Source organism: Pseudomonas sp. 57B-090624, from assembly GCF_003234055.1.
In the GTDB taxonomy this organism is placed as follows: domain Bacteria; phylum Pseudomonadota; class Gammaproteobacteria; order Pseudomonadales; family Pseudomonadaceae; genus Metapseudomonas; species Metapseudomonas tohonis.
The window spans coordinates 1-25,006 of sequence record NZ_QKRU01000070.1 but is presented as its reverse complement, the minus strand read 5'-3'; the positions used below and the strand labels follow the sequence as shown (position 1 = coordinate 25,006).

Here is a 25,006-nt window from a genome sequence, read left to right as displayed (position 1 = left end):
AGTTTTCGGTCAGCGGCAACAAGTAGCGGTAACAAATCGCACATTCACTCTGACTTCCTGGCTACTCCCTACCGGAGTCACCACACCCTCTTGCAGCACCCGCAGCAAACGCACCTGGGCATCAGGAGTCAGCTCACCAAACTCGTCCAGGAACAGGGTTCCACCATCAGCCTGTTGGAAAACACCGGCACGGCTCTCAACAGCGCCCGTGAATGCGCCTTTGCGGTGACCAAACAATGTGGAGTCAATCAGCTCCGGGGGGATAGCGCCGCAATTGACCGCAACAAATGGCCCCGATGAACGAGGACTGGCATTGTGAATCGCTCTGGCAAATAACTCCTTGCCAGTGCCCGTTTCGCCATAGATCAGGACAGGCACCTGCTTTTGAGCAAGAACCTGCGCCTGCGCCTTGAGCCTGAGCATGCGCTCACTCTGAGTAACGATGCTGTCAAAGGCCGCGTTGACTGGGGCCTGGCCGTCAGCAAGCTGAAGCAGCTTGTCACCCGTAATGGTGTTGGCTGCCGGCACATATTCCGCCGCGATCTCGAATGGCACCTCGACCTTCTGCACACCCTGCTCTAACGAGGACTGGTAGAAGGTGACTGAATAGCGGGTCTTGCCTAGCAGAATCCAAACCGCCTGCATGGCTGGGGTGCCGGGGCTGAGCAGAATGGATAGCTGTGTGCCAGGGACATGCAGCCGCTTTAGGTGTGCATTGGCAGCCTGGTAGATATCTCCGAAATGCACTGGGGACGTGAGCGATTCATAGCTGAGATTGACCTGCGAATTTACCTGCTCACGCAGCCAGGCCAGGTAGGGCTCAACCTGCTCAGCCGGGTAAGAAGAAAGCAATTCAACCTGATCGAAAGACTCTGCTCTCAGCGTCGAAAGTACAGGCCCAGCATCAGTTCCTGATAGTGCCTTGAGGTCGTTGCCACCCACCCAGCAGAGCAGCACATTCTGCTTTTTAGCCACGCACCTAACCCTCTATTTTTTATTCGCTTCCACATGCGCGACTTACCAGCACCGTGCTTTGCCTCACAGTTTTCTGGACAGTAAACCTCAATCTGGCGTCAGACTTGAGCGGACCCTTGAGGCTCTCGCCAAGCAGCGAATCAGCTCCATAGGCACTCCCCGCCCTATTGACCAGCGCCGTCATCCACGCAGCGCGCATGAAGCTGATAGCACTGCGCCTCCTAACCGATACTAATCCCCCACCGCTTGCAAGCCAATCTCAATTGGCAACCAATTGGCAACCAGAACGATCATTTTTGATCAGCCATAAAAAACAGCGGGAATAAAAAAATCCAAGCACTCGTAAGTGCTTGGATTTCTTGGAGTATTTTGGTCGGGACGGAGTGATTCGAACACTCGACCCCTTGCACCCCATGCAAGTGCGCTACCAGGCTGCGCTACGCCCCGACTTTGTTGCTTGCCCCGCTTTGCGGAACGGAGCGAACTATACTTTAAGCTTTTGAATTGTGGAAGGTTTTTTTCAGGTTTTTTTACTTACGCAGAACCAGGAGGACGTCTTCAAGCTCGGCGATCATCTGCCGGATGAGCTGCTTGTATTGGGTAGTGTCGTCCTTCGCTTCGTCGCCGGAGAGGCGCTGGCGCGCCCCGCCGATGGTAAAGCCCTGATCGTAAAGCAGCGCCCGGATCTGCCGAATCATCAACACATCCTGGCGCTGGTAGTAGCGCCGGTTGCCGCGCCGCTTTACCGGGTTGAGTTGGGGAAATTCCTGCTCCCAGTAACGCAGCACGTGGGGCTTGACTGCGCAGAGCTCGCTGACCTCGCCAATGGTGAAGTAACGCTTGCCGGGTATCGTCGGCAATTCGTCGTTATGACTTGGTTCCAGCATAAGCTTCGACTCTGGCTTTCAGTTTCTGCCCCGGACGGAACGTCACGACACGGCGAGCCGTGATCGGGATTTCCTCTCCTGTCTTCGGGTTCCGCCCCGGACGCTGACGCTTGTCCCGCAGATCGAAGTTGCCGAAACCCGACAATTTCACCTGCTCGTTATGCTCCAGCGCCTGACGGATTTCCTCGAAAAACAGCTCCACCAGTTCCTTGGCTTCCCGTTTATTCAGGCCAAGCTCTTCGTACAGACGTTCAGCCATCTCAGCTTTCGTCAGAGCCCCCATACGCTACTTCCTTAACGTGGCGTTGAACCTTTCTTCCAGCGAGGTGACGATGTTTTGCGTTGTGGTGTTCACCTCATCGTCGTTAAGAGTGCGCGATGGATGCTGCCAGGTCAAGCCGACGGCCAGGCTTTTTCTAAGCGGATCAATGCCTTTACCGTGATAGACGTCAAATAGCCTGAGGTCCGTCAGCCACTCGCCTGCCGCCTCGCGAATGGTGTCGAGTACGGCCTCGGCGGCCACTTCACGGTCCACCAGCAGGGCCAGGTCGCGGCGCACTTCGGGGAAGCGCGAAAGCTCGCGGAACTTGGGCAGGCGACCACGCATGACTTCGGCCAGAACCAGCTCGAACAGGTAGACCGGCTGATCCAGGTCCAGGGCCTTGGCCAGCTCCGGGTGGATGGCACCGAGGTAGCCGACCAGTTGGCCGTCGCGCTCGATGCGGGCGGTCTGGCCCGGGTGCAGGGCGTTGTGTTCGCCGGGCACGAAGTCGAAATCGTCCAGCGCGCCGGCGGCGCCGAGCAGCGCTTCGACATCGGCCTTCACGTCATAGAAGTCCACGCCGTCACGGCCATGGGCCCAGGCTTCGGGCAGGCGCTTGCCGCAGACGACGCCGGCGAGCATGGCTTCCTGCTTGAGCCCTTCCAGTTGGCCGACGAAGCGCAGGCCGCTTTCGAACAGGCGGACGCGGCTCTGCTGGCGGTTGAGGTTGTGCTGCAGCGCCTTGACCAGGCCCGGCCACAGGGAGGAACGCATGGCAGCCATGTCGGCGGAGATGGGGTTGGCCAGCATGAGCGGCTGCACGCCGGGGTTGAACAGTTCGAACAGCTTGGGATCGATGAAGCTGTAGGTGATCGCTTCTTGGTAGCCACGGGCGACCAGTAGGCGACGCAGGGCCGGCAGTTCGACGGCGGATTCGGCACGGGCCTTGGGCGCCAGGCGCGCTTGCGGGTAGCGGACCGGCAGGCGGTTGTAGCCATAAAGGCGGCCGAGCTCTTCGATCAGGTCCACTTCCAGGCTGATGTCGAAGCGGTGGCTGGGGACTTCCACCTTCCACTGGCCCTGGCCGACGGAGGTGACGCCCAGGCCCAGCGCGGGGAGCAAGCGCTCGACTTCGGCGGCGTCCATCTCCATGCCCAGCATCTGGGCGATGCGCTCGGCGCGCAGGGTGATGGGGGCGATGCTCGGCAGGTCGGCTTCGCTCACGCTCTCAATGATGGGGCCGGCTTCGCCACCGACGATTTCCAGCAGCAGCACAGTGGCGCGCTCCATGGCTTCGCGGGCGAGTTGCCAGTCCACGCCACGCTCGAAGCGGTGCGAGGAGTCGGTGTGCAGGCCATAGGAACGGGCCTTGCCGGCCACGGCGATGGTGTCGAAGAAGGCGGCTTCGAGGAACAGGTCACGGGTCTTGTCGCTGACGCCGCTGTGCTCGCCACCCATCACGCCAGCGATGGCCAGGGCACGGGTGTGGTCGGCGATGACGAGGGTGTCGGCACGCAGGCTGACTTCCTGGCCGTCGAGCAGGACGAGCTTCTCGCCCTCCTCCGCCATGCGCACGCGGATGCCGCCGTTGATTTCGGCGAGGTCGAAGGCGTGCATGGGCTGGCCGAGTTCGAGCATCACGTAGTTGGTGATGTCGACGGCGGCGTCGATGCTGCGTACGTCGGCACGACGCAGGCGCTCGACCATCCACAGCGGGGTGGGCTTGGAGAGGTCGACGTTACGCACGACGCGGCCGAGGTAGCGCGGGCAGGCCTTGGGCGCGAGGACTTCGACCGGGCGCACTTCGTCGTGGGCCGGAGCGACCGGGGCGATGGCCAGGCGGGTGACCGGGGCGTCGTACAGCGCGCCGACTTCGCGAGCGAGGCCGGAGAGATTGAGGCAGTCGCCACGATTGGGGGTGAGGCCCAGTTCGATGACGACGTCGTCCAGCTCCAGGTAGCGGCGGAAGTCTTCACCCACCGGCGCATCGGCGGCGAGCTCCATGAGGCCGCCGTGGTCTTCGCTGATCTGCAGTTCGTTGGCCGAGCAGAGCATGCCGAAGGATTCGACGCCGCGCAGCTTGGCTTTCTTGATCTTGAAGTCGCCCGGCAGCTCGGCGCCGATCATGGCGAAGGGGATCTTCAGGCCGGGGCGCACGTTGGGGGCGCCGCACACGACCTGGAAGGTCTCGCTGCCGTTGCTCACCTGGCATACGCGCAGCTTGTCGGCGTCGGGGTGCTGTTCGGTGCTCAGCACCTCGCCCACCACCACGCCACTGAAGGCGCCGGCAACGGGGGTGACGCTGTCCACTTCCAGGCCGGCCATCGACAGACGGGCCACCAGCTCGTCGCGGGATACCTGCGGGCTTACCCAGCTCCGCAGCCACTGTTCACTGAATTTCATCCAGCTCTCCTAAGGATTCGTTTCGGCCTTGCGTGCATCGGTGATCGGCGGTTCAGCGGGCCCGCATCGCGGGGGGTGACGGAAAGCCCGATGGCGGGCCTGGTCAACGCCACCCCGCATGGGCGGGGGTCACTCAACTGAACTGCGCGACGCCGATGCGGGCAAGGGTCGCGTTTCTGACGGCGGGCCTAGCGGAATTGCGCGAGGAACCGCAGGTCGTTATCGAAGAACAGACGCAAGTCGTTGACGCCATAGCGGAGCATGGCCAGACGCTCGACACCCATTCCGAAGGCGAAGCCCTGGTATTTCTCCGGGTCGATGCCGGACATGCGCAGCACGTTGGGGTGCACCATGCCGCAGCCCATCACTTCCAGCCAGCCGGTCTGCTTGCACACGCGGCAGCCTTTGCCGGAGCACATGACGCATTGCATGTCGACTTCGGCCGAAGGCTCGGTGAAGGGGAAGAATGAGGGACGGAAGCGCACGCCCAGGTCCTTCTCGAAGAACACGCGGAGGAATTCCTCGATGGTGCCCTTGAGGTCGGCGAAGCTGATGCCCTCGTCGACCAGCAGGCCTTCGACCTGGTGGAACATCGGCGAGTGGGTGATATCCGAGTCGCAACGGTAGACACGACCCGGGCAGACGATGCGGATCGGCGGTTGCTGGGATTCCATGGTGCGCACCTGGACCGGCGAGGTGTGGGTACGCAGCAGCATGTTGGCGTTGAAATAGAAAGTGTCATGCATCGCGCGGGCCGGGTGATGGCCTGGGATGTTGAGCGCCTCGAAGTTGTGGTAGTCGTCTTCGACCTCGGGGCCTTCGGCGATGCCGTAGCCGATATGGGTGAAGAACTGCTCGACGCGCTCCAGGGTGCGGGTGACCGGGTGCAGGCCGCCGGAGACCTGGCCACGGCCAGGCAGGGTAACGTCGATACGCTCGGCCGCGAGCTTGGCGCCGAGGGCGGCCTGCTCAAGCGAGTCCTTGCGGGAATTCAGGGCGTCCTGAACGCGCTCTTTGGCGGTATTGATCAGCGCGCCGACTTTGGGGCGTTCCTCGGCCGGCAAGTCGCCCAGGGTCTTCATCACCTGAGTCAGTTCGCCTTTCTTGCCAAGGTAATGGACGCGAATCTGCTCGAGGGCATTCACGTCTTCGGTTTGTTGCACTGCCTCAAGCGCTTGAGAGACCAGCGCATCCAGATTTTCCATGTACAGACTCCAGATACGAAATAGGGGAAGAGCGCAAGGCTCTTCCCCTATTGGTGACGTTCAGCACCGGGATGGCCCGGTGATTGTCGGGGACTTAAGCCAGTACGGCTTTCGCTTTCTCGACAATCGCAGCAAACGCCGCTTTTTCGTTCACTGCCAGATCGGCCAGAACCTTACGATCGATCTCGATGGCCGCTTTTTTCAGGCCAGCGATCAGACGGCTGTAGGACAGACCGTTCAGACGAGCACCAGCGTTGATACGAGCGATCCACAGAGCGCGGAACTGACGTTTGCGCTGACGACGGTCACGGTAGGCGTATTGGCCAGCCTTGATCACCGCCTGCTTGGCAACGCGGAACACGCGGCTGCGTGCGCCGTAGTAGCCTTTGGCGAGTTTCAGAATCTTTTTGTGACGCTTGCGAGCGATGACGCCGCGCTTTACACGAGCCATGAGTAATTTCCTCTAGAATCTTGACCGATTAACGAACGCGCAGCATGCGCTCGACTTTTGCCTTGTCCGACGGATGCATCAGTTCGCTACCGCGAAGTTGACGCTTACGCTTGGTGGACATCTTGGTCAGGATGTGGCTCTTGAAAGCGTGTTTGTGCTTGTAGCCAGCAGCGGTCTTGAGGAAACGCTTGGCTGCACCGCTCTTGGTTTTCATCTTTGGCATGTTCGGATACTCCGCATTGAGTGATTACGCATAACCGCAAGGCCTGCCAGTGCCCTGGTGGTTACTTTTTCTTTTTGGGAGCGATGACCATCATCAGCTGGCGTCCTTCCAGCTTAGGATGCTGTTCAACGGTGCCGAGTTCGGCGAGGTCGGCTTCGACCCGCTTCAACAGCTCCATGCCCAGCTCCTGGTGAGCCATCTCACGACCACGGAATCGAAGCGATACCTTGGCCTTGTCTCCCTCATTAAGGAAACGTACCAGGTTGCGTAGTTTTACCTGGTAATCCCCTTCTTCCGTCCCTGGACGAAACTTGATTTCTTTGATCTGTTGCTGGTGCTGATTCTTCTTCGCCGCAGCAGCCTGCTTCTTCTTCTCGAACAGGTGCTTGCCGTAGTCCATGATTCGGCAGACGGGCGGCACTGCATCAGCGGAAATCTCCACCAGATCCAGCTTTGCTTCTTCAGCAGCGCGAAGCGCTTCATCAATCGAGACGACGCCAATTTGCTGGCCGTCTGCACCAATCAGTCGCACCTCTCGAGCCGAGATATTCTCGTTAATCGGGGCCTTGGGTGCAGCTCGTTTATCTTGTCTCATTTCACGCTTAATAGTGATTACTCCAATTCTTGGCGACCACGCCGGGAAACCGCCTGCGCAAGCGTAGTGACGAATTGGTCGAGGGGCATGGAGCCCAGATCGACACCTTCACGGGTTCGCACAGCAACGGATCGTGTCTCAACCTCCCGATCTCCAATAACCAGGAGATAGGGAACCTTGAGCAAAGTATGCTCGCGGATTTTAAAGCCGATTTTTTCGTTTCTCAAGTCGGACTTGGCACGGAACCCGCTTTGGTTGAGGGTTTTTTCGACTTCGAGGGCAAAATCGGCCTGCTTGTCGGTGATATTCATGATCACCGCCTGGGTCGGAGCGAGCCACGCCGGGAACAGGCCCGCGTAGTGCTCGATGAGCATGCCGATGAAGCGCTCGAAGGAGCCGAGGATGGCGCGGTGCAACATCACCGGGCGAGTACGGCTGTTATCTTCGGCGATATAGCTGGCATCCAGTCGCTCCGGGAGGTTCGGATCGTACTGCAGTGTGCCGCACTGCCAGTTACGACCGAGGCAATCCTTGAGGGTGAATTCGATCTTCGGACCGTAGAAAGCACCCTCCCCCGGCTGGTATTCCCAGGCCAGGCCGGACTCGTTCAGGGCGTCCGCGAGTGCACCTTCGGCGCGATCCCACAGCTCGTCGGATCCCACGCGCTTGGCCGGGCGAGTCGACAATTTCATCGAAATATCGCTGAAGCCGAAGTCCGCATACACCTGCAGGGTCAGCTTGATGAAGTCGGCCGCTTCCTTCTTCACCTGCTCTTCGGTGCAGAAGATGTGGGCGTCGTCCTGGGTGAAGCCGCGCACGCGCATGATGCCGTGCAGGGCACCGGAGGGCTCGTTGCGGTGGCAGGCACCGAACTCGGCCAGGCGCAGCGGCAGGTCGCGGTAGGACTTCAGGCCCTGGTTGAAGATCTGCACGTGGCACGGGCAGTTCATCGGCTTGACGGCGTAGTCGCGGCTTTCGGAGGCCGTGGTGAACATGTTCTCGGCGTAGTTGGACCAGTGGCCCGAGCGCTCCCAGAGGATGCGATCGACAACCTGGGGCGTACGCACCTCAACATAGCCGTGCTCGCGCTGGACCTGACGCATGTACTGCTCCAGCACCTGGTACAGGGTCCAGCCGTTGGGGTGCCAGAACACCATGCCCGGGGCTTCTTCCTGGAGGTGGAACAGGTCGAGCTGCTTGCCGATGCGGCGGTGATCACGCTTCTCGGCCTCTTCGATGCGCTGGACATAGGCGGCCAGTTGCTTCTTGTCGGCCCAGGCGGTGCCGTAGACGCGCTGCAGCTGCTCGTTCTTCGAGTCGCCACGCCAGTAGGCACCGGAAATCTTGGTGAGCTTGAACGCTTTCAGGAAGCGGGTGTTGGGCACATGCGGGCCCCGGCACATGTCCACGTACTCCTCATGGAAGTACAGGCCCATGGCCTTCTCATCCGGCATGTCCTCGACCAGGCGCAGCTTATAGTCCTCGCCACGGGCCTTGAACACTTCGATCACCTCGGCGCGCGGGGTGACCTTCTTGATGACGTCGTAATCCTTGTCGATCAGCTCGGCCATGCGTTTTTCGATGGCGGCCATGTCCTCGGGCGTGAAGGGACGCTCGAAGGCGATGTCGTAATAGAAGCCTTCATCGATGACCGGGCCGATCACCATGCGGGCGGTCGGATAGAGCTGCTTGACGGCATGACCGACCAGGTGGGCGCAGGAGTGACGAATGATCTCGACTCCAGCCTCGTCCTTGGGGGTGATGATCTGCAGGGTCGCGTCGTTTTCGATCAGGTCGCAGGCATCGACGAGCTTGCCGTCGACCTTGCCGGCGACGGTGGCCTTGGCCAGGCCGGCACCAATGGATTGCGCCACCTCGAGTACGGATACCGGGTGATCGAACGAACGCTGACTGCCGTCGGGAAGAGTAATGATGGGCATGGCGCCTCCTCTCCTAGTGGTGACCTCTACCAAAGGCCACATGGGTTGGGATGAGCCAGTAATTGATCCGGTGGTATGCCTGCCACACGATGACAGAGCCCGAAGGCCAACCGAGCCGAACCAGGGTCACTGGAGGTGTCGAGAACCGCGGATGCTTCCAGAAACACGTGACAGTGACAAGCACCGACGCGAGCGGCACACCTATATATAGGCAGGACGACTGACGCTGGCGATGCGAAGAACACGGAAGAAACAGGAAGAATCGCGGAGCGCGGCACTCTAGCACAAAAGAATCAGTGACTTAGAAGCAAGCGACACGACTTCGGCGCGATACTCATCGAACGCCGCCCCATGACTCACAGCCGGGACGCGCCCCAGCCCGGAACTGACATTCATTCGCCACCATCGAAATGTGACAACAATCACACAAGAATTCAGATCAGTTCACAGTTGCACTGATATGCTCCGCCAAATAAACCGACCAAGGAGTCATACGATGAAGGAACAACGTACTTTCCTTGCTCTTCGCGCTCACATCGATGAGCTGCTCAGGGATGGAGCCCGTATCATCAGCCGCGACCCTTTGACCCTGAAGGTCAGCGGCCATCTGTATCGCGTTAACTGCGGCATGCTGATCAGCCACTCCGCAGCTGCCTGATCCAGTCCGGGCGTTACGCCCGGCACTCCTTTCGCCCTAACTGGCGCCCATCTCCACACCATGCTTCCACGCGACAGCTGAAACCTTCGAAGCGCAACGGAATTTCAGAATACGAGCCCTGTCACAGCTACTGCTATTCTGCTTGCATCTTCTCCAGGGGAGACCACTCCGTGAAGGAACAACGGAACTTCCATGCATTGCGTGCGCACATCGATGAACTGCTCAAGGAAGGGGCACGGATCATCGGCCGGGAGCCACTGACAATCAGGATCAACGACGGCCTCTACCGTGTAATGCACGGCATGCTCATCGCCGATATCTGAACCCAGCGACCGCATCGCACCACACCCTCGACAGCGCGGTGATGCCGCACTGCTTCCGTCCTTTTATTCATCGAAATCTTCGCCGGAACCCTCACTGCCACGCCGGCACCCCAGGACCGAACGAGGCATCACGGAATCAAGACTGGCTCCTCCGCAGCGAATAGGGCATGGGCATCATCCTTATCCGACCAACCCGCCCCCGCAGCAAAATCGACCATTTCAGTGCTGAAGTTGTAGCCAACATCACCGCCACTGAAATAACCCTCGCCCTGGTAGGTCATCCCTATGTTTGGCCGAAAGGCAGACGAGGCGAATAGATAGTCGAGCCCGACCGAGCCAACCGCGACAGCGTCCTCGTCATCGCCGAAGGCCTTTATCCCTGCCGCAACGCCGCCGCCAAAGACATAGCTGACACCGATTCCGAAACCAATATCACCCGCCTGGGCGACCCCACCCAACGAGAACAGCAACGCCCCGGCAGCCGCCATTGCCGCCCGGCGCACGAACCCGACTCGACTCCCCATGACACCCGCCTCCTCGCCGGTGAATGCCCATGAAGATTAGATAGCGCACGACCATAACCAAGCGAAGCGGCAGCATGTTTCCGATATATGGACATCGGGCAAGGGAAGGAGGAGCAGCGGAAGGATATTGGAGGCAGGGCTTGCACCCTGCCGTATGCTTGATTTTTTGCAAGCAACAAAAAAGGCGACCCTTTCGGATCGCCTTCTTTGCACCGCCAGAGCGGCTTCGATTTGGTAGGCACAATTGGACTCGAACCAACGACCCCCACCATGTCAAGGTGGTGCTCTAACCAACTGAGCTATGTGCCTTCGATGGGTGCGCATTCTACAGCGATGCATTTCGGCGTCAACAACTTTTTTCGCTAACTGACTGAAAAAGTGAAGTTTTTGTTGTTCGGCGTTGCGTTAAATATCTTGCACAGCCCCTAGCCGGCTATTTTCAACTCGGGTAGCATCACGCCATCCGTAAAAAATAAAAAACAGAGATTCAAGATGACGCACACTCCCTACCCCCAATCCTATTACGCAGCATCGGCCAATCCGGTACCGCAGCGCCCGGAGCTGGTCGGCGAGACCGAGACCGACATCTGCATCATCGGCGCCGGCTACACCGGCCTGTCCACTGCACTCTTCCTGCTGGAGAACGGCTTCAAGGTCACCATCGTCGAGGCGGCCAAGGTCGGCTTCGGCGCGTCCGGTCGCAACGGCGGCCAGATCGTCAACAGCTATAGCCGCGACATCGACGTGATCGAGCGCACCACCAATCCGAAGGATGCCCAACTGCTCGGCCAGATGGCGTTCGAGGGTGGCCGCATCATCCGCGAGCGCATCGCGAAGTACGACATCCAGTGCGACCTCAAGGACGGCGGCGTGTTCGCGGCCATCACGCCCAAGCAGATGGGCCATCTGGAAGCCCAGAAGAAGCTGTGGGAACGCTACGGCCATACCCAGTTGGAACTGCTGGACGCCAAGCGCATCCGTGAAGTCGCATCGACCGAGAACTACATCGGCGGCATGCTCGACATGAGCGGCGGCCACATCCACCCGCTGAACCTGGCCCTCGGCGAGGCAGCGGCGGTGGAATCCCTCGGCGGCATCATCCACGAGCAATCCCCCGCCATCCGTGTCGAGCGTGGCGCCAACCCGGTCGTGCACACCCCGAAAGGCCGGGTGAAGGCCAAGTTCGTGGTGGTGGCCGGCAACGCCTACCTGGGCAACCTGCTGCCCGAACTGGCGTCCAAGTCCATGCCCTGCGGCACCCAGGTCATCACCACCGAACCGCTGTCGGAAGAAATGGCCAGAAGCCTGCTGCCGCAGGACTACTGCGTCGAGGACTGCAACTACCTGCTGGACTACTACCGCCTCTCCGGCGACCGCCGCCTGATCTATGGCGGTGGCGTGGTCTACGGCGCGCGTGACCCGGCGAACATCGAGGCGATCATCCGCCCGAAGATGCTCAAGACCTTCCCGCAGCTCAAGGACGTGAAGATCGACTACGCCTGGACCGGCAACTTCCTGCTGACCCTCTCGCGCCTGCCCCAGGTCGGCCGCATCGGCGACAACATCTATTACTCCCAGGGCTGCAGCGGCCACGGCGTCACCTACACCCACCTGGCAGGCAAGGTACTGGCCGAAGCCCTGCGCGGCCAGGCGGAACGCTTCGATGCCTTCGCCAGCCTGCCGCACTACCCCTTCCCGGGCGGTCGCCTGTTCCAGGTCCCGTTCAGCGCCATCGGTGCCTGGTACTACAGCCTGCGTGACAAGCTGGGGATCTGATCCTCGCGACATGAAAACGGCGCCCGAGGGCGCCGTTTTTCATTTGATCGTGGGAAACCACGTCTTCAGGGCGTGGTCATCAGCCACGGTTCCGCCTGCAACGATTTGAGTTGAGTGAACGCATGCCACAGGCTGTGCCCAGTGCTTCCGGCAGGCTCCGAGGTACGCGTGGTGCACCTACGTCCAAACTCCGAGCTCCGTACGGGCATTCAGCGCAGCTGCTTCCTCGCGATATTCGCTGCATCCGCCTGGCCGGCACCCGCCAGGGCGTCGGCCGCCTGCTTCCAGCGCTCGGCATCGACCTGCGCCGGGAGCTGGTTCGGCGCCTGCAGCAGCACCGCCCAGTGGCCCGCCCCCGCCCAGTCCGACTCGAACTCCGAGAAGCCCATCGGCAGGCGCCGCTCACCGCCGGCCCGCAGCAGCAACACCTGCTTGTGGCGGTCATAGCCCACCACCAGCGCATAACGCCACGACGGCAGCCAGCCATAGCCCTGACGCAGGTGCACCAGCACCGGATTGCCTGCCGCTACCTGCACCAGCAGGTCCTCCACCTGGTCGCCCAGCGGGTAGACCAGCACCCCGTGACGGTGCACCACATCGGCCAGGTTCCCTTGCAGCCCCTCCTCGCGCTCCGGCAGGCGCAATTCCTTCTCCACCATGCCCGGCGTCACCGTCTCCCCCTGCAGGGTGAAAAGCGCAGCCAACGCCGCCGGCGCGCTCTGGTAGGCATGCTGGGCGAAGAACGGCACGTTGCTCAGCTCAACCGCCTCGGGCAGGCCACGCAGCGCCGGCGAGGTGGGCTGGGCGGAACAGGCGGCCAGCAGGACGGAAAAGGCGAGCACGGCACAGCCGGCAAGGGATCGGTTACGGCGAATAGGCACTGCATCTACCCCAGGGGTTCACAGGATCATGATGGATATGGAAGGGATCATACCGGCGCGGATGGCCCGGTACACGGCGCATCTGTATACCCGAGGCGGGTCGTCGAGCGCACGGAAATGACGGTTTTTCGAGAGCGTTATTGCCAATCCATTCATTGCCGCGACAAATAATTATTTATTCACGACCCGCTGTGACTTCCTGGTCAGGTTTCGCCATCCATATCCACGACGGCAGGCAACGGTCGATACGACCCGCCCCGTCGACCTCATTGGGCACAATACGGAGAGACCCACCCCATGAACGCAACACTTCGCGTCAACGAAGCCCTGATCATCGCTGGCCGCGCCTTCCAACCCTTCCAGTGCGTGGCCTGGGCCCCTCAGGATGGCAACGGCGAGCTCAGCCTGAGCGTCATCGACCGCACCAGCACGCGCCTGCTGGGCCGCTCGAAAATCGCCAGCAGCACCTACTGCGATCCCCAACAGCTGGCCAGCATCCTCAAGCAGTCCCGTGAGGAGCTGAGCCGCAAGGGCTACAGCCTCGACCCCTGGAAAATGCCCGAGTAACACCTTCCAGCGCTGTGCCCACTGCGCGGCGGGCAGCTTCCCGGCTGCCCGCCCTGGCGTCATCGCGACGCCGCCTCGTCTGTCACTGACGAAATTTCCCCGCCTCCGCTGTCCATAACCTTGCAGCCCCGAGCACACGCGGCAACCGCCCGCGACGCCTCGTTTCGACCTGCGCAAGGAGCACACAGGCCATGAGCCCATTCGATTGGCAGCGAATCCTCATCGATCAGTTCCCCCTCGCCTTCCTCGCCGAAGTCGCGTTGCGCGCCCTCTTCGCCTTTGTCGTGGTATTCGCGTTCCTGAAGATTTCCGGACGGCGCGGTGTCCGCCAGATATCCCTGTTCGAGGTCCTGGTGATCCTCACCCTCGGCTCCGCAGCCGGCGACGTCTCCTTCTACGAAGACGTGCCCCTGCTGCCGATCCTCGTGGTCTTCGTCACCCTGCTGGTGCTGTACCGCGTCACCACCTACGCCATGGAGCACAGCCGCCGCTTCGGCGCCTGGCTGGAGGGCGAGCCGGTCGTAATCATCCGCGACGGCCTCTACGACATCGACGCCCTGGCCCGCAACAACATCTCCAGCGACGAGTTCTTCATGGAGCTGCGCCGCCAGAGCGTCGAGCACCTGGGCCAGGTACGCCTGGCCATACTCGAAGTGAATGGCGACGTCAGCCTCTACTTCTTCGATGACAGCGAGGCGCGCGAAGGCCTCTCCGTGCTCCCCCGCCAATTGCGCCAGACCGTGGAGCGCCCCAGCGAGGACGGCCTCTACGCCTGCAACCGGTGCGGGTTCACCCAGCGCCTCGCCCAGGGGCAGGACGCCCATTGCCCCCGCTGCGACGCCCACGCCTGGTCACGCGCCCTGGGCCGCAAGCACCAGGCTTCCCCCGTGGAGGCGCACGCATGACAGCCGCAACGCCGCCCGCCCTGCCGCCGCAGCTGCGCTACGTCGAAGACAGCATGCCCGGCTTCGCCCGCCGCCTGAGCCGCGGCAAGTTCGTCTACATCGACCTGGCCGGCAAGCCCATCCGCGACGAGCTGGAGATCCAGCGCATCAACAAACTGGCCATCCCGCCCGCCTATCAGGAGGTGTGGATCTGTGCCGACCCCCAAGGCCACATCCAGGCCACCGCCCGGGATGCCCGCAGGCGCAAGCAATACCGCTACCACCCGCTGTGGATCGAGATACGCGACGCCGCCAAGTACGAGCGCCTGCTGCGTTTCGGCCAGGCCTTGCCGGCCCTGCGCCGGCGGATCGACCTGCACTTGGACGAGCCCGGCCTGGGCCGCGACAAGGTCATGGCCGCCGTGGTCGCCCTGCTCGACCGCACCCTGATCCGCATTGGCAACAGCCGCTACGCGCGGGACAACAAATCCTTCGGCCTCACCACCCTGCGCACCCGCCACGTCGATGTGAAGGGCAGCAGCATCCGCTTCGAGTTCAAGGGCAAGAGCGGCGTCGAGCACAGCGTGAAGCTCAGCCATCCGCGGCTGGCGCGCATCCTCCGGCGCTGCCTGGAGCTCCCCGGCCAGCACCTGTTCCAGTACCTCGACGATGGAGCCGAACGCCGCACCGTCAGCTCCCACGACATCAACGACTACCTGCGCGGCCATGCCGGCGAGGACTTCACCGCCAAGGACTACCGCACCTGGGCCGGCAGCGCCCTGGCCCTGGAGCACTTGCGCAAGCACCGCTGGCAGAACGAGGCGAGCGCCAGGAAGCACCTGGTGGAGGTGATCCGCCAGGTCTCCCGCGAGCTGGGCAATACACCCGCCGTCTGCCGCAAGTGCTACGTCCACCCGGCCATCATCGACGCCTTCCTCGCCGGCGAGCTGCAGGGCCTGAAGAAAGCCCGCAAACGCAAGGGCCTCAGCGCCGAGGAAGCGTCGCTGATGAACTTCCTCCAGGCGCTGCACGCCGACCCGGAGGGCTGAACGGCCCGGCCAACGCCTTGGCAATATCTGTGGGGTTATTGTCATTGTCGCCAAACCCGACAGGACGCAGACTGGCGCCATCAACCTGATGGACTACGCCATGGACACCCTGCGCACCATTGCCTGCCTGGCCTTCGACGATGTGATGAGCCTGGACGTGACCGGCCCGTTGCAGGTCTTCGCCTCGGCCAACGTCGAACGCCAGCGCCAGGGCCTCCCCGATACCTACCGGATCCGCCTGATCGGCACCGAGGCCGGCGCGGTGAAAACCTCCGCCGGCTTCGCCTTGGTCGCCGAGGCCGCCTATCACGAAGTCGACCCGGCCAGCCTCGACACCTTGCTGGTGGCCGGCGGCCTGGGCGTCGAGCGCCTGTGCCGCAACCCACCCCTGCTGGCCTGGCTGCGTGAGGCCGAGCCCCGGGTGCGGCGGCTCGGCTCCATCTGCTCCGGCGCGCTGATCCTCGCCGCCGCCGGCCTCCTGGCCGGACGCAGCGCCACCACCCACTGGTCCGACGTGCCCGCCCTCGGCGGCTATTGCGACATCGACGTGCAGGGCGATCGCCTGCATACCTATGCCCCCGACGGCCGCGACGGCGACCCACACGTATTCACGTCCGCCGGGGTCACTGCCGGTATCGACCTCGCGCTGGCACTGGTGGAAGCCGACCTCGGCCGCACCATGGCGCTGGCGGTCGCACGCCGGCTGGTGCTGTTCCTGCGCCGCCCCGGCGGCCAGGCGCAGTTCAGCGCGCTGCTCAACTGCGAGCCCAGCCGCACACCGCGCCTGGCCGCGTTGCTGGAGTGGATTCCCGGCAACCTCGGTGGCGACCTGTCGCTTGAGGCACTGGCCACCCAGGCGCGCATGGCACCGCGCAGCCTGTCCCGGGCCTTCGTCCAGGAGCTGGGCATGGGGCCCGGCAAGTACGTCGAGCGGGTGCGTCTGGAGGCCGCCCGCGCATTGCTCCAGGACGCCCAGGCCTCCATCGCCACCGTGGCCCGCCTCACCGGCTTCGGCCATCCCGAGAACCTGCGTCGCACCTTTCACAAGCACCTGTCCATCAGCCCGCAGGAATATGCGGAGCGCTTCGGACGCCCCACCACGCCCTGAGGAAACCGCCATGCTGGAACTGCGCCCCAACTGTGAATGCTGCGACAAGGACCTGCCGCCCGACTCCGCCGAGGCGATGATCTGCTCCTTCGAGTGCACCTTCTGCCGCGATTGCGTCGAAACCCACCTCGCCGGCCATTGCCCCAACTGCGCCGGCAAGCTGGTCGAGCGCCCCATCCGTCCCGCCGCCAAGCTCGCCGCCAATCCGCCGTCGAGCCAGCGCATCCACAACCCCACTGGCTGCGCCAAGCGCGCCTGAACCCGGAAGACGACCATGCTCGAACTGGTGAAGAAACTCCGTGGCGACGCCGTCGCCCTGCCCCCTCGCCCCGCCACGCGCCAGGTGTTCATCGCCTGGCTCGGCGGCGTCCTCGCCATCGCCAGCATCGCCGGCCTGGGCGACGCGCTGACCCTGAGCCTGCTGCTCGGCTCCTTCGGCGCCTCCTGCGTGCTGGTCTTCGGCTTCCCCGACGTGCCCTTCTCGCAGCCGCGCAACGTCGTCTTCGGCCACCTGCTGAGCACCTTCACGGGCCTTGCCTTCCTGCACGTCTGCGGCCCGCACTGGTGGGCGGTGGCATTGGCGGTGGGCAGCGCGATCGCCCTGATGATGCTGACCCGCACCGTGCACCCGCCGGCCGGCTCCAATCCGGTGATCGTCTTCCTCCTGCAGCCGGGCTGGGACTTCCTGCTCTACCCCACCCTCAGCGGGGCCCTGCTGCTGGTGCTGGTGGCACTGGTCTACAACAACGCGAGCCGCGAGGCCCGCTACCCCAAGTACTGGTAAGCCGCCGAGGCCCCCATGCTGCTGCGCAACCCGAGCATCCGCCTGCTGTTCGCCGGGCAGGCCCTGTACTGGAGCTGCTCGATGATCGGCATCACCCTCACCTCGCTGGTGGGGCTGCAACTGGCGCCGCTCAACGCCCTGGCCACCCTGCCCCTGGCCTTGCTGGTGCTGGGCAACCTGTTGGCGGTGCAGCCGCTGTCGCTGTTCATGCAGCGCAACGGTCGCCGCCCGGGGCTGATGCTCGGCGCCGCCGCCGGCGTGCTCGGCGGCCTGGTCAGTGCCCTGGGCGTCTGGCTAGGCGACTTCACCCTGCTGTGCCTGGGCGCCCTGCCCATCGGCGCCTACCAGGCCTCGGCCATGTACTACCGCTTCGCCGCCCAGGAAGCCGTGGACGACAGGCACAAGGGCCGCGCCACTGCCTATGTGGTCGGCGGCGGAATCTGCGCCGCGCTGCTGGCGCCGAGCCTGGCGCTCTGGTCGCGCAATGCCCTGGAGACGCCCTTCGTCGGCGCCTACCTGGCCATCGCCGCCCTGGCGCTGGTCGCCCTCGCACTGCTGCGCCTGCTGCGTGAAGGCCAGGCGCCCCGGCCGCCCAAGGCCGGCTGGGCGGCCACCCAGGCCCTGCTCAAGCGTCCGCTGGTCCGCGCCGCCATCGCCACCACCGCCATCGGCCACGGGCTGATGATCCTGGTGATGAACGCAACGCCCCTGGCCATGAGCTTCTGCGGCCTGCCGCTGGAAGCCGGCTCCGAGGTGATCCGCTGGCACATGCTCGGCATGTTCCTCCCCGCCTTCGCCGCCGGCCCGCTGGTGGACCGCTTCGGCAGCCGCCGCGTGGCCCTGTCGGGTGCCGTGCTGCTGCTCTTGAGCGCCGGCATCGCCCTGGCCGGGCTGGGCATGGCGTATTTCCTGGTGAGTTCGTTCCTGCTCGGGTTGGGCTGGAACCTGATGCTGGTGGCCGGCACCACGCTGCTGGCGGAAGGGCATGCCACCGAGGAGCGCGGCCAGGCCCAGGCGCTGATGGAGCTGTGCAACAGCCTGGTGGCCGCCTGTGCCTCCTTCGCCTCCGGCGCCCTGATCACCGGCCTCGGCTGGGGTGCAGTGAACCTCGGCATACTGCCGCTGGTGGCGGTCGTCCTGCTGGCACTGTTCATGGTGCGTCGCGGCAGGGCCGCCCAGGCCCAAACCGCATCATGACCGTAGGATGGGAAGAGCTCCGCGAATCCCATCGATCCGGTGTGTCCGGCGAACCTCGGGCAGCATGGGTTTCGCTGCGCTCTACGCCATCCTACGGAGAGCAGACGGAGAGCAACGGGCGCGGAAGGCATTGGTGTGCAGCGGGGCCGTAGGATGGGAAGAGCTCCGCGAATCCCATCGATCCGGTGTATCCGGCGAACCTCGGGCAGCATGGGTTTCGCTGCGCTCTACGCCCTCCTACGGAGAGCAGACGGAGAGCAACGCGCGCGGAAGGCGTTGGGGTGCAGCGGAGCCGTAGGATGGGAAGAGCTCCGCGAATCCCATCGTCCGGTGTATCCGGCGAACCTCGGGCAGCATGGGTTTCGCTGCGCTCTACGCCATCCTACGGAGAGCAGACGGAGAGCAACGCGCGCGGAAGGCATTGGGTGCAGCGGGGCCGTAGGATGGGAAGAGCTCCGCGAATCCCATCGATCCGGTGTATCCGACGAACCTCGGGCAGCATGGGTTTCGCTGCGCTCTACGCCATCCTACGGAGAGCAGACGGAGAGCAGACGGAGAGCAACGCGCGCGGAAGGCATTGGGGTGCAGCGGAGCCGTAGGATGGGAAGAGCTCCGCGAATCCCATCGTCCGGTGTATCCCGTGAACCTCGGGCAGCCTGGGGTTCGCTGCGCTCTACGCCATCCTACGGGGGAATTGCGGACATGAAAAAGGCAGCCCGGGGGCTGCCTTTTTCCTTACCGCTTCAACGCCTCAGTAGTAGGCGTTCTCGCGGTTGCTGTGGTCGGTCACGTCACGCACGCCCTTCAGCTCCGGGATGCGCTCGAGCAGGGTGCGCTCGACACCGTCCTTGAGGGTCAGGTCGACCTGGCCGCACCCCTGGCAACCGCCGCCGAACTGCAGCACGGCGATGCCTTCATCGACCACGTCCACCAGGCTCACCTGGCCGCCGTGGCTGGCGAGGCCGGGGTTGATCTCGGTCTGCAGGTAGTAGTTGATGCGCTCGTTCAACGGGCTGTCCTCGTTGACCATCGGCACCTTGGCGTTCGGGGCCTTGATGGTCAGCTGGCCGCCCATGCGGTCGGTGGCGTAGTCGACCACGGCGTCCTCGAGGAAGGGTTCGCTCAGGCCGTCGATCCACGCGGTGAAGGACGCGAGAGCCAGCGGGGTGTCCTCGGGCTTCTGTTCGCCCGGCTTGCAATAGGCGATGCAGGTTTCGGCGTACTGGGTGCCCGGCTGGGTGATGAAGACACGGATACCGATACCGCTGGTGTTCTGCTTCGACAGCAGGTCAGCCAGATAGTCTTCGGCCGCCTGGGTAATGGTGATGGCGCTCATGGCAACTCCTCGCAAACATGGGGCGCAGTGTACGCCAATCAGGTCCTACGGATAAAGTCCTAGTGTTTTAGTAGGAATAATTCGCGACAAATCCTCAGAAGTTCTGATAGCGGTTCATGTCCAGCACTGCGGCCTCAACCGGGTCGGTCTCGTGGATGTAGGCCGAGAGATCGTGGAAATAACGCCAGAACTGCGGATGGCTACGCCGGATACCCCAACGCTCCACCACCTTGTCGAAGGCCGGCGTGTCCTTCACCTGGCCGAGCGCGGCGACGAACGCCGGCACCTCCTCGGCGCGCAGGTTGAACATGAAATTGGGGTAGCTGGTCAGCACGCCGGGGTAGATGGTCAGGGTGTCCAGGCCGGGCTGGTAGCGCAGTTCCTCGCCCATCATGAAGGCCACGTTGCTGTGCGCGCGGTTGCGCAGCACGCTGTAGACCTCGCGGCGCCCGTCCGCCAGCTCGACGCGCAACAGCGTCGCCTCCGGCATCTGGTCGATCACCTTGAGCCCCGCCGCCGGCCGGCTGACCAACTGGCTCAGCGCCTGCTCGGCCTGCTGCAGCGCCGGGTCGATGTCCGGGCGGTAGCAATTGCCGGTGGTGCAGCGGTTGATCGGGTCAGGCCTGGCGTTGAGGTCGGCGTAGCGCTTGAGCAGCTGCGCCGCGAAGGAGCCCTTGGCGCGCTCGACCGGCAGGAACAGCCCGGTGGGCGTGTCGTCGTCGATGTCCTCGTAGTCCAGCCACATCTTCAATTTGCCGCTGTTCTGGTACCAGTCGTCGAGGATCGCGGTGCGCGACTCGGCCGGCATCAGGCGCAGGAAGTTGACCTCGGCACCATTGCGGATCAGGTCGAAATACAACCGCGTCTGCGCCTGGTGCGAGACGTTGCCGTACACGTCGAAGTTCACCACCAACTGGTAATAGGTGCGTTCGAACAGCGGGTAGTCCAGCAGCCACATCGTCTGCGGCACCTCGCCGATCAGCCCCTTGCGCACGAAGGCGCTGTCGAACTGGCGATAGATGGACAGCAGGGCATTGTCGTTGCCGCTCCAGATATCCGCCCAGGTGGGCACCGGGGCATCGGCGTAGGCGTCGCGCCGCAGCTCCTCGTAGGCGTTGCGCTTGTCGCGGTAGCTGTGCCACAGGCTCAGCAACCCGCCGATCTCGTCGAACTGCCCGGGCATCGCCAGCAAGGGCGTCGCCTCGCCCCGGTAGGCGGCATCGGTGACGTAGAGGTCGTGCTGCGGGTCCTGGAACAGCGCCCAGAAGTTGTCGCGGATCACGTCGGTGGCGATCTGCCCGCGGCACACCGGCCCACGGATGAAGGTGCGCACGAAGTACTCGGCGTTATCCAGCATGAACTGGTAGCGCGCCTGGGCCGGGATGGCCTCGAAGGTCTCGAACGGGTTGGCCCGGCGTTGCGCGCCGTACCCCGGCACCTTGTCGGTGGTCCAGTCGCTGCCGAAGAACAGCGCGTTGACCCGGGCCAGCCTGGCATCGCTCAGTGGGTAGGTGATGTGCGTCTTGTGCACGATCACGCCCTGGATGGGCCACAGGCGGTAGTAGAAATCGGTGCCCGGGTCATCGTTGGGCCGGCGCGTGGCGATCGGATCGATGGGCTTGCCGCTGGGCGTGCGCGAACGCACCAGCTGGAAGAAGTGCCCGCTCTTGCCCTCGTCGAAGTACAGGTGTGCAAGGAACAGGTGCTCGAACAGCCAGCGCCCCACCAGCACCTCGCGGGCACCCCGGGCGTTGAGCAGCCCCTCCCACTCGGCGATCTGCCGTGCCTCGTCCGGTGTCGGCGTCACCGCGCTCGCCTCCACCGGCGCACCGGCGGCGAGCCAGCGTTGCAGCGTCTGGTATTGCTGGTCGTCCAGGCCGGTCACCGCGAAGGGCATGCCGGCGTGGGCGAATTTCTTCGCGTAGTCGTCGAACTCGTCCGGGGTCGGGCACTGGTTCTGGCGATTGATGCCGATGTCCAGGTCTTCCGGCAGCTTGGCGTTGGGCGTGAGCGGCGCGCGGTGCCCGAGCTCCAGCATGCGCGCCATCAGTGCCGCCTGCGGGGCCTGGCCCTGGAGCACGGAGTAGAACCCCTTGTCGCGCCACGCCGCCTCACCCTGGGCGTCGAAATACAGCCTCGTGGTGGCCTGCGCGCGGGTGCGCGTACCGTCGTACACCGGCAGCTTGGTCGCCCCGCGCACCGCTCCCTCGCCGCTGCCCAGGTTGAGCTGGCAGGGCGAGTCGTAGCACGCATGGCAGGCCACGCACTTCTCGGTGAAGATCGGCTGGATGTCGCGGGTGTAGGAAATTCCCTCGGCATGCGCCGCAGCGCTCACGAAAAGAAGGGCTGCGGCGAACAACGCGCGATACGGCATGGACCTTTTCCTTGGCGAACGAAATCGGCCGATTCTACCGGCATCCGCGCTGCGCTGCAGCGAAGCGGCAGCCAGGGTGGTGATGGGCGGCCCCTCGCGGCACAGCCCATCGCCCCGCCGCCGCTTCTCAGGCGTAGGTCAGGCCCAGGCAGGCGGCGATGCGCTCCAGGGTGGCCTTCTCTTCCTTGCTGATCTTGCTGCCGAAGCCGAGGAAGCCGCCGGAGGCCGAAGCCACCGCCTTGCCCAGGCCCAGCAACGCCTGCTTGAAGGCCTGCGCCTCGTCCGGTGCCACCTTGGTCTCCACGATCAGGCGGATGCGCAGCAGCTCCTGGGCATGGTTGAGGGGGGTGGTCAGCAGTTCGGTCAGCAGCGACGGCACGTCGGTGATGACGTTGGTGATGATGCGCGAATACAGCTGGCCGCCGTTCTTGGCCGAATCCCCCAGCTGTTTGACGAAGGCCTGCGCCTCCTTGTTGTCGAGCTTGCCGTCGGCGGCCGCCACCAGCAGGAACACCATGAAGGGCGCCCGGCGCAGGGCCTGGAACTCCTCGGCGGTGAACTGGGTGTTCTCCTGGCCCTGGAACCCGGAGCTTTCGCCCGCCTGCTCGACGAAGTTGCTATTCCACACCTCCAGGGCTTCCTCGTTGTTCTCCAGGCCATCGAAGAAGGCTGCGGCCAGCTCCTGCAACTGGTCGTTGGAGAAACCCGCGCCAGCCGAGGCCTTGGGTTTGTGCACGGCGAAGCCGGCCTCATGGCCGGCGTTGCGGTAGGGCAACAGCCACTGGAAATGACGCTGCTTGTCCGAGGCGAAGCGGATGTCGACGATCAGGCAGTCGGTCTTGCCGGTGGGCAGGGTGACCAGGCCGTCACGGATGAACACCGCGCCCAGCTTGTCCTCTTCCAGGCTGGTGATGCGCGCCTCGCCCTGCTGCATGGCCTCCACGGAACTGTCCGATAGCAGCCGCACCATGCTGGTCTGCTGGTCGGTGCCCAGGTAGCCGACGATGGGGATCAGCATCTCCCCGCTGGCGACGCCTTGTACCGCATGTCCAGCAAAGTAGCCGGCCATTTCCATCACTTTCTTCGCGTGTTCCATCGAACTGCTTCCTTGTATGCGTTCAGTCTGTCGTGCGGGAGGACGTCAACCGTGACGTCGAAGGCCTCGCCGGCTGCACTAGCCAGGTGCCAGCATCAATCTGCAACAGCCGCACCTGCATTGGGAAGGGCAGGAGCCCGCTTTCGTGACCCACATCGACAATCCACACAGCCGGCCTCACCCCGCTGGCCCGCAGCGGCCCGATGCAGTCCACCAGCGCCGCCGTCCGTCCGCCGGGGCCCGCAAAGCCGCGCAGACGTGAACGCCGTCATCCCCCGTGGCGGGCCACCGGCGTATCCTGCCGCCACGCCAGGCCACCAGGGACGATGTCGGCGCAGCTACAGGGAACGTGCTCCAGGGCCGCCGTCCGGCACGCCCACCCCTCCTGACTGCAACCGATCGCCCCCTCGGGCCGGCCCCAGCCATGCCACAGGAGATCCTGACCATGAAACCCCTCGCCGGCGCCCTCGCCGCCCTGACCCTCAGCGCCTGCGCCCAGGCCTCCGATTGCGGCTTCGCGCCGCTCAAGCTGGTGGCCAGCCCCGAAGCGCCCAGCACATTCGTCGGCGACGGCCAGCGCCTGCAGGTGCGCTTCGTCAACGAGAACCCGGACATCGCCGAGCCCGACGCCTTCCCCGAGCCGCCAGTGGTGCTGCTGGACAAGGCCAGCGGCAAGCGCTGCAACATCGAGGACGGAGGCATCTGGGCCCGCGACCCGCTGTTCCTCAGCCGCGACGAAACGCGCCTGGTGACCTACGAGTTCAGCGGCTCGAACGGCGAACTGGTGGCCTACGACACCGCCACCTGCAAGGTGCTGCACCGCCAGGACATCACCGGCAAGCGCGCCAGCGTCGAGGGCGAGGAGCTGGTGCTCGGTGCCGACTGCGACGACAGCGGCAGCTGCAAGACCCAAGCAAAGCAACCCGTACAGCCTTTCTGCAAACCCTGATAGGGATAGTCAATGAGCCTCGACACCTGCATCGTCAACGCCTGCACCGCGGCCTGGGACCAGAGCTTCATCGCCGGTACCCAGAACAAGAACAACTGCTCCGGCTTCCTGCAATCGGTGGCCGCCACCCTCGGCGTACCGATTCCCGGCGGCAATGCCGACGCCATCATGGGCGGCCTGCCCCAGGCCACCGGCTGGAAGGAACTGGCCAGCGGTGACGAAGCCGCGCAGAAGGCCTCCCAGGGCTACTTCGTGATCGCCGGCATCAAGGGCAGCGACCACAACCCGGCGCGCAACAACGGCCACGTCGCCGTGGTCATCGGCGGCACCCTGTATCGCGGCAAGTACCCGCGCGTCTGGTGCGGCAGCATCGCCGGCGCGGTCGGCCAGAGCCAGGGCCTGCGCTCGGTAGGCGAGGTCTGGAACCGCACCGACCGCGACCTGGTGAAGTACTTCGTCTACGCCACGGCCAGCTGCCGCGGCTGATCCACTCGCGCCGTGGATGACCCCGCCTCATCCACGGCCGCGCTCCCCGCACGCCCCCGCCCCGCCCGCCTCC

The 25,006-nt window shown here is 64.0% G+C and carries 26 protein-coding genes and 2 tRNA genes; 12 read left to right on the top strand and 16 right to left on the bottom strand.

All coding sequences use genetic code 11. The features are described from left to right. Nucleotides 1–9: 9 nt before the first annotated feature. The 10 genes from DMX10_RS25885 to thrS all read right to left on the bottom strand — a co-directional run bounded on the left by DMX10_RS25885 (nt 10) and on the right by thrS (nt 8,941). Nucleotides 10–975, bottom strand: coding sequence for a sigma-54 factor interaction domain-containing protein (locus DMX10_RS25885; protein WP_111263791.1), 966 nt, complete (start codon nt 973–975; stop codon nt 10–12). Nucleotides 976–1,345: 370 nt separating this feature from the next. After that, nucleotides 1,346–1,422, bottom strand: a tRNA-Pro gene (locus DMX10_RS25880). An 83-nt stretch (nt 1,423–1,505) separates the two neighbouring features. After that, a complete protein-coding gene (locus DMX10_RS25875) occupies nt 1,506–1,862 on the bottom strand; it encodes a MerR family transcriptional regulator (RefSeq protein ID WP_111263790.1) in 357 nt (118 codons plus the stop codon). Next, nucleotides 1,843–2,145, bottom strand: coding sequence for an integration host factor subunit alpha (gene ihfA, locus DMX10_RS25870; RefSeq protein WP_003282572.1), 303 nt, complete (start codon nt 2,143–2,145; stop codon nt 1,843–1,845). Before ihfA ends, DMX10_RS25875 begins: the two co-directional genes overlap by 20 nt. 3 nt (nt 2,146–2,148) lie before the next feature. After that, complete coding sequence (gene pheT / locus DMX10_RS25865; protein WP_111263789.1) at nt 2,149–4,527, bottom strand: phenylalanine--tRNA ligase subunit beta; 2,379 nt, start codon at nt 4,525–4,527, stop codon at nt 2,149–2,151. Between the two features lie 188 nt (nt 4,528–4,715). Next, nucleotides 4,716–5,732 carry a phenylalanine--tRNA ligase subunit alpha gene (gene pheS, locus DMX10_RS25860; protein ID WP_111263788.1) on the bottom strand — a complete coding sequence of 339 codons (1,017 nt, stop codon included), beginning with the start codon at nt 5,730–5,732 and terminating at the stop codon, nt 4,716–4,718. A 94-nt stretch (nt 5,733–5,826) separates the two neighbouring features. Then, complete coding sequence (gene rplT / locus DMX10_RS25855) at nt 5,827–6,183, bottom strand: 50S ribosomal protein L20 (RefSeq protein ID WP_004422590.1); 357 nt, start codon at nt 6,181–6,183, stop codon at nt 5,827–5,829. A gap of 28 nt (nt 6,184–6,211) precedes the next feature. After that, the gene (gene rpmI, locus DMX10_RS25850; protein WP_021701550.1) at nt 6,212–6,406 is read right to left on the bottom strand and encodes a 50S ribosomal protein L35; all 195 of its coding nucleotides are present in this window, start codon (nt 6,404–6,406) and stop codon (nt 6,212–6,214) included. A 61-nt stretch (nt 6,407–6,467) separates the two neighbouring features. Then, nucleotides 6,468–7,019 carry a translation initiation factor IF-3 gene (gene infC, locus DMX10_RS25845; RefSeq protein ID WP_178083013.1) on the bottom strand — a complete coding sequence of 184 codons (552 nt, stop codon included), beginning with the start codon at nt 7,017–7,019 and terminating at the stop codon, nt 6,468–6,470. Continuing rightward, a complete protein-coding gene (thrS, locus tag DMX10_RS25840; protein WP_111263786.1) occupies nt 7,019–8,941 on the bottom strand; it encodes a threonine--tRNA ligase in 1,923 nt (640 codons plus the stop codon). Before thrS ends, infC begins: the two co-directional genes overlap by 1 nt. A 496-nt stretch (nt 8,942–9,437) precedes the next feature. Between thrS and DMX10_RS33015 the strand changes: the two genes are divergently transcribed. After that, nucleotides 9,438–9,599 carry a hypothetical protein gene (locus tag DMX10_RS33015; RefSeq protein ID WP_173178431.1) on the top strand — a complete coding sequence of 54 codons (162 nt, stop codon included), beginning with the start codon at nt 9,438–9,440 and terminating at the stop codon, nt 9,597–9,599. A gap of 170 nt (nt 9,600–9,769) precedes the next feature. Further along, nucleotides 9,770–9,922, top strand: coding sequence for a hypothetical protein (locus DMX10_RS33010; protein WP_178083011.1), 153 nt, complete (start codon nt 9,770–9,772; stop codon nt 9,920–9,922). A 128-nt stretch (nt 9,923–10,050) separates the two neighbouring features. On the opposite strand, the gene DMX10_RS25835 is transcribed toward DMX10_RS33010, so the two are convergent. After that, nucleotides 10,051–10,446, bottom strand: a complete 396-nt coding sequence (locus DMX10_RS25835) for a hypothetical protein (RefSeq protein WP_111263785.1) — start codon at nt 10,444–10,446, stop codon at nt 10,051–10,053. A gap of 232 nt (nt 10,447–10,678) precedes the next feature. Next, nucleotides 10,679–10,755, bottom strand: a tRNA-Val gene (locus tag DMX10_RS25830). A gap of 183 nt (nt 10,756–10,938) precedes the next feature. On the opposite strand from DMX10_RS25830, the gene DMX10_RS25820 reads away from it, so the two are divergent. Then, nucleotides 10,939–12,222 carry an FAD-binding oxidoreductase gene (locus DMX10_RS25820; RefSeq protein ID WP_111263783.1) on the top strand — a complete coding sequence of 428 codons (1,284 nt, stop codon included), beginning with the start codon at nt 10,939–10,941 and terminating at the stop codon, nt 12,220–12,222. A 209-nt stretch (nt 12,223–12,431) separates the two neighbouring features. On the opposite strand, the gene DMX10_RS25815 is transcribed toward DMX10_RS25820, so the two are convergent. After that, nucleotides 12,432–13,064, bottom strand: coding sequence for a PA2778 family cysteine peptidase (locus tag DMX10_RS25815; protein ID WP_236205651.1), 633 nt, complete (start codon nt 13,062–13,064; stop codon nt 12,432–12,434). 336 nt (nt 13,065–13,400) lie between these two features. On the opposite strand from DMX10_RS25815, the gene DMX10_RS25810 reads away from it, so the two are divergent. The 7 genes from DMX10_RS25810 to DMX10_RS25780 all read left to right on the top strand — a co-directional run bounded on the left by DMX10_RS25810 (nt 13,401) and on the right by DMX10_RS25780 (nt 18,692). Beyond that, a complete protein-coding gene (locus DMX10_RS25810) occupies nt 13,401–13,670 on the top strand; it encodes a hypothetical protein (RefSeq protein WP_111263782.1) in 270 nt (89 codons plus the stop codon). Between the two features lie 191 nt (nt 13,671–13,861). Beyond that, nucleotides 13,862–14,575, top strand: coding sequence for a DUF421 domain-containing protein (locus tag DMX10_RS25805; RefSeq protein ID WP_111263781.1), 714 nt, complete (start codon nt 13,862–13,864; stop codon nt 14,573–14,575). Continuing rightward, entirely contained in the window at nt 14,572–15,603 is a 1,032-nt protein-coding gene (locus DMX10_RS25800; protein ID WP_111263780.1) for a DNA topoisomerase IB, read from the top strand. Before DMX10_RS25805 ends, DMX10_RS25800 begins: the two co-directional genes overlap by 4 nt. A 100-nt stretch (nt 15,604–15,703) precedes the next feature. After that, nucleotides 15,704–16,711 carry a GlxA family transcriptional regulator gene (locus DMX10_RS25795; RefSeq protein WP_111263793.1) on the top strand — a complete coding sequence of 336 codons (1,008 nt, stop codon included), beginning with the start codon at nt 15,704–15,706 and terminating at the stop codon, nt 16,709–16,711. 10 nt (nt 16,712–16,721) lie between these two features. Further along, nucleotides 16,722–16,970, top strand: coding sequence for a DUF1272 domain-containing protein (locus DMX10_RS25790; protein ID WP_111263779.1), 249 nt, complete (start codon nt 16,722–16,724; stop codon nt 16,968–16,970). Nucleotides 16,971–16,985: 15 nt separating this feature from the next. Continuing rightward, complete coding sequence (locus DMX10_RS25785; RefSeq protein WP_111263778.1) at nt 16,986–17,495, top strand: HPP family protein; 510 nt, start codon at nt 16,986–16,988, stop codon at nt 17,493–17,495. A gap of 15 nt (nt 17,496–17,510) precedes the next feature. Next, complete coding sequence (locus tag DMX10_RS25780) at nt 17,511–18,692, top strand: MFS transporter (RefSeq protein WP_111263777.1); 1,182 nt, start codon at nt 17,511–17,513, stop codon at nt 18,690–18,692. Nucleotides 18,693–19,443: 751 nt separating this feature from the next. Here DMX10_RS25780 and nfuA read toward each other — a convergent pair. From nfuA to DMX10_RS25765, 3 genes are all read right to left on the bottom strand, one after another. Then, nucleotides 19,444–20,028 (bottom strand): Fe-S biogenesis protein NfuA, encoded by a 585-nt coding sequence (gene nfuA / locus DMX10_RS25775; protein WP_111263776.1) that lies wholly within the window; start codon nt 20,026–20,028, stop codon nt 19,444–19,446. A 94-nt stretch (nt 20,029–20,122) separates the two neighbouring features. Beyond that, on the bottom strand, nt 20,123–22,402 hold the full coding sequence (locus DMX10_RS25770) for a fatty acid cis/trans isomerase (RefSeq protein ID WP_111263775.1): 2,280 nt from the start codon (nt 22,400–22,402) through the stop codon (nt 20,123–20,125). 127 nt (nt 22,403–22,529) lie between these two features. After that, nucleotides 22,530–23,498, bottom strand: a complete 969-nt coding sequence (locus tag DMX10_RS25765) for a hypothetical protein (protein ID WP_111263774.1) — start codon at nt 23,496–23,498, stop codon at nt 22,530–22,532. A 445-nt stretch (nt 23,499–23,943) separates the two neighbouring features. On the opposite strand from DMX10_RS25765, the gene DMX10_RS25760 reads away from it, so the two are divergent. Next, a complete protein-coding gene (locus tag DMX10_RS25760) occupies nt 23,944–24,447 on the top strand; it encodes a hypothetical protein (protein ID WP_111263773.1) in 504 nt (167 codons plus the stop codon). A gap of 12 nt (nt 24,448–24,459) precedes the next feature. After that, a complete protein-coding gene (locus DMX10_RS25755; protein ID WP_111263772.1) occupies nt 24,460–24,933 on the top strand; it encodes a hypothetical protein in 474 nt (157 codons plus the stop codon). The last annotated feature ends 73 nt before the right edge of the window (nt 24,934–25,006 follow it).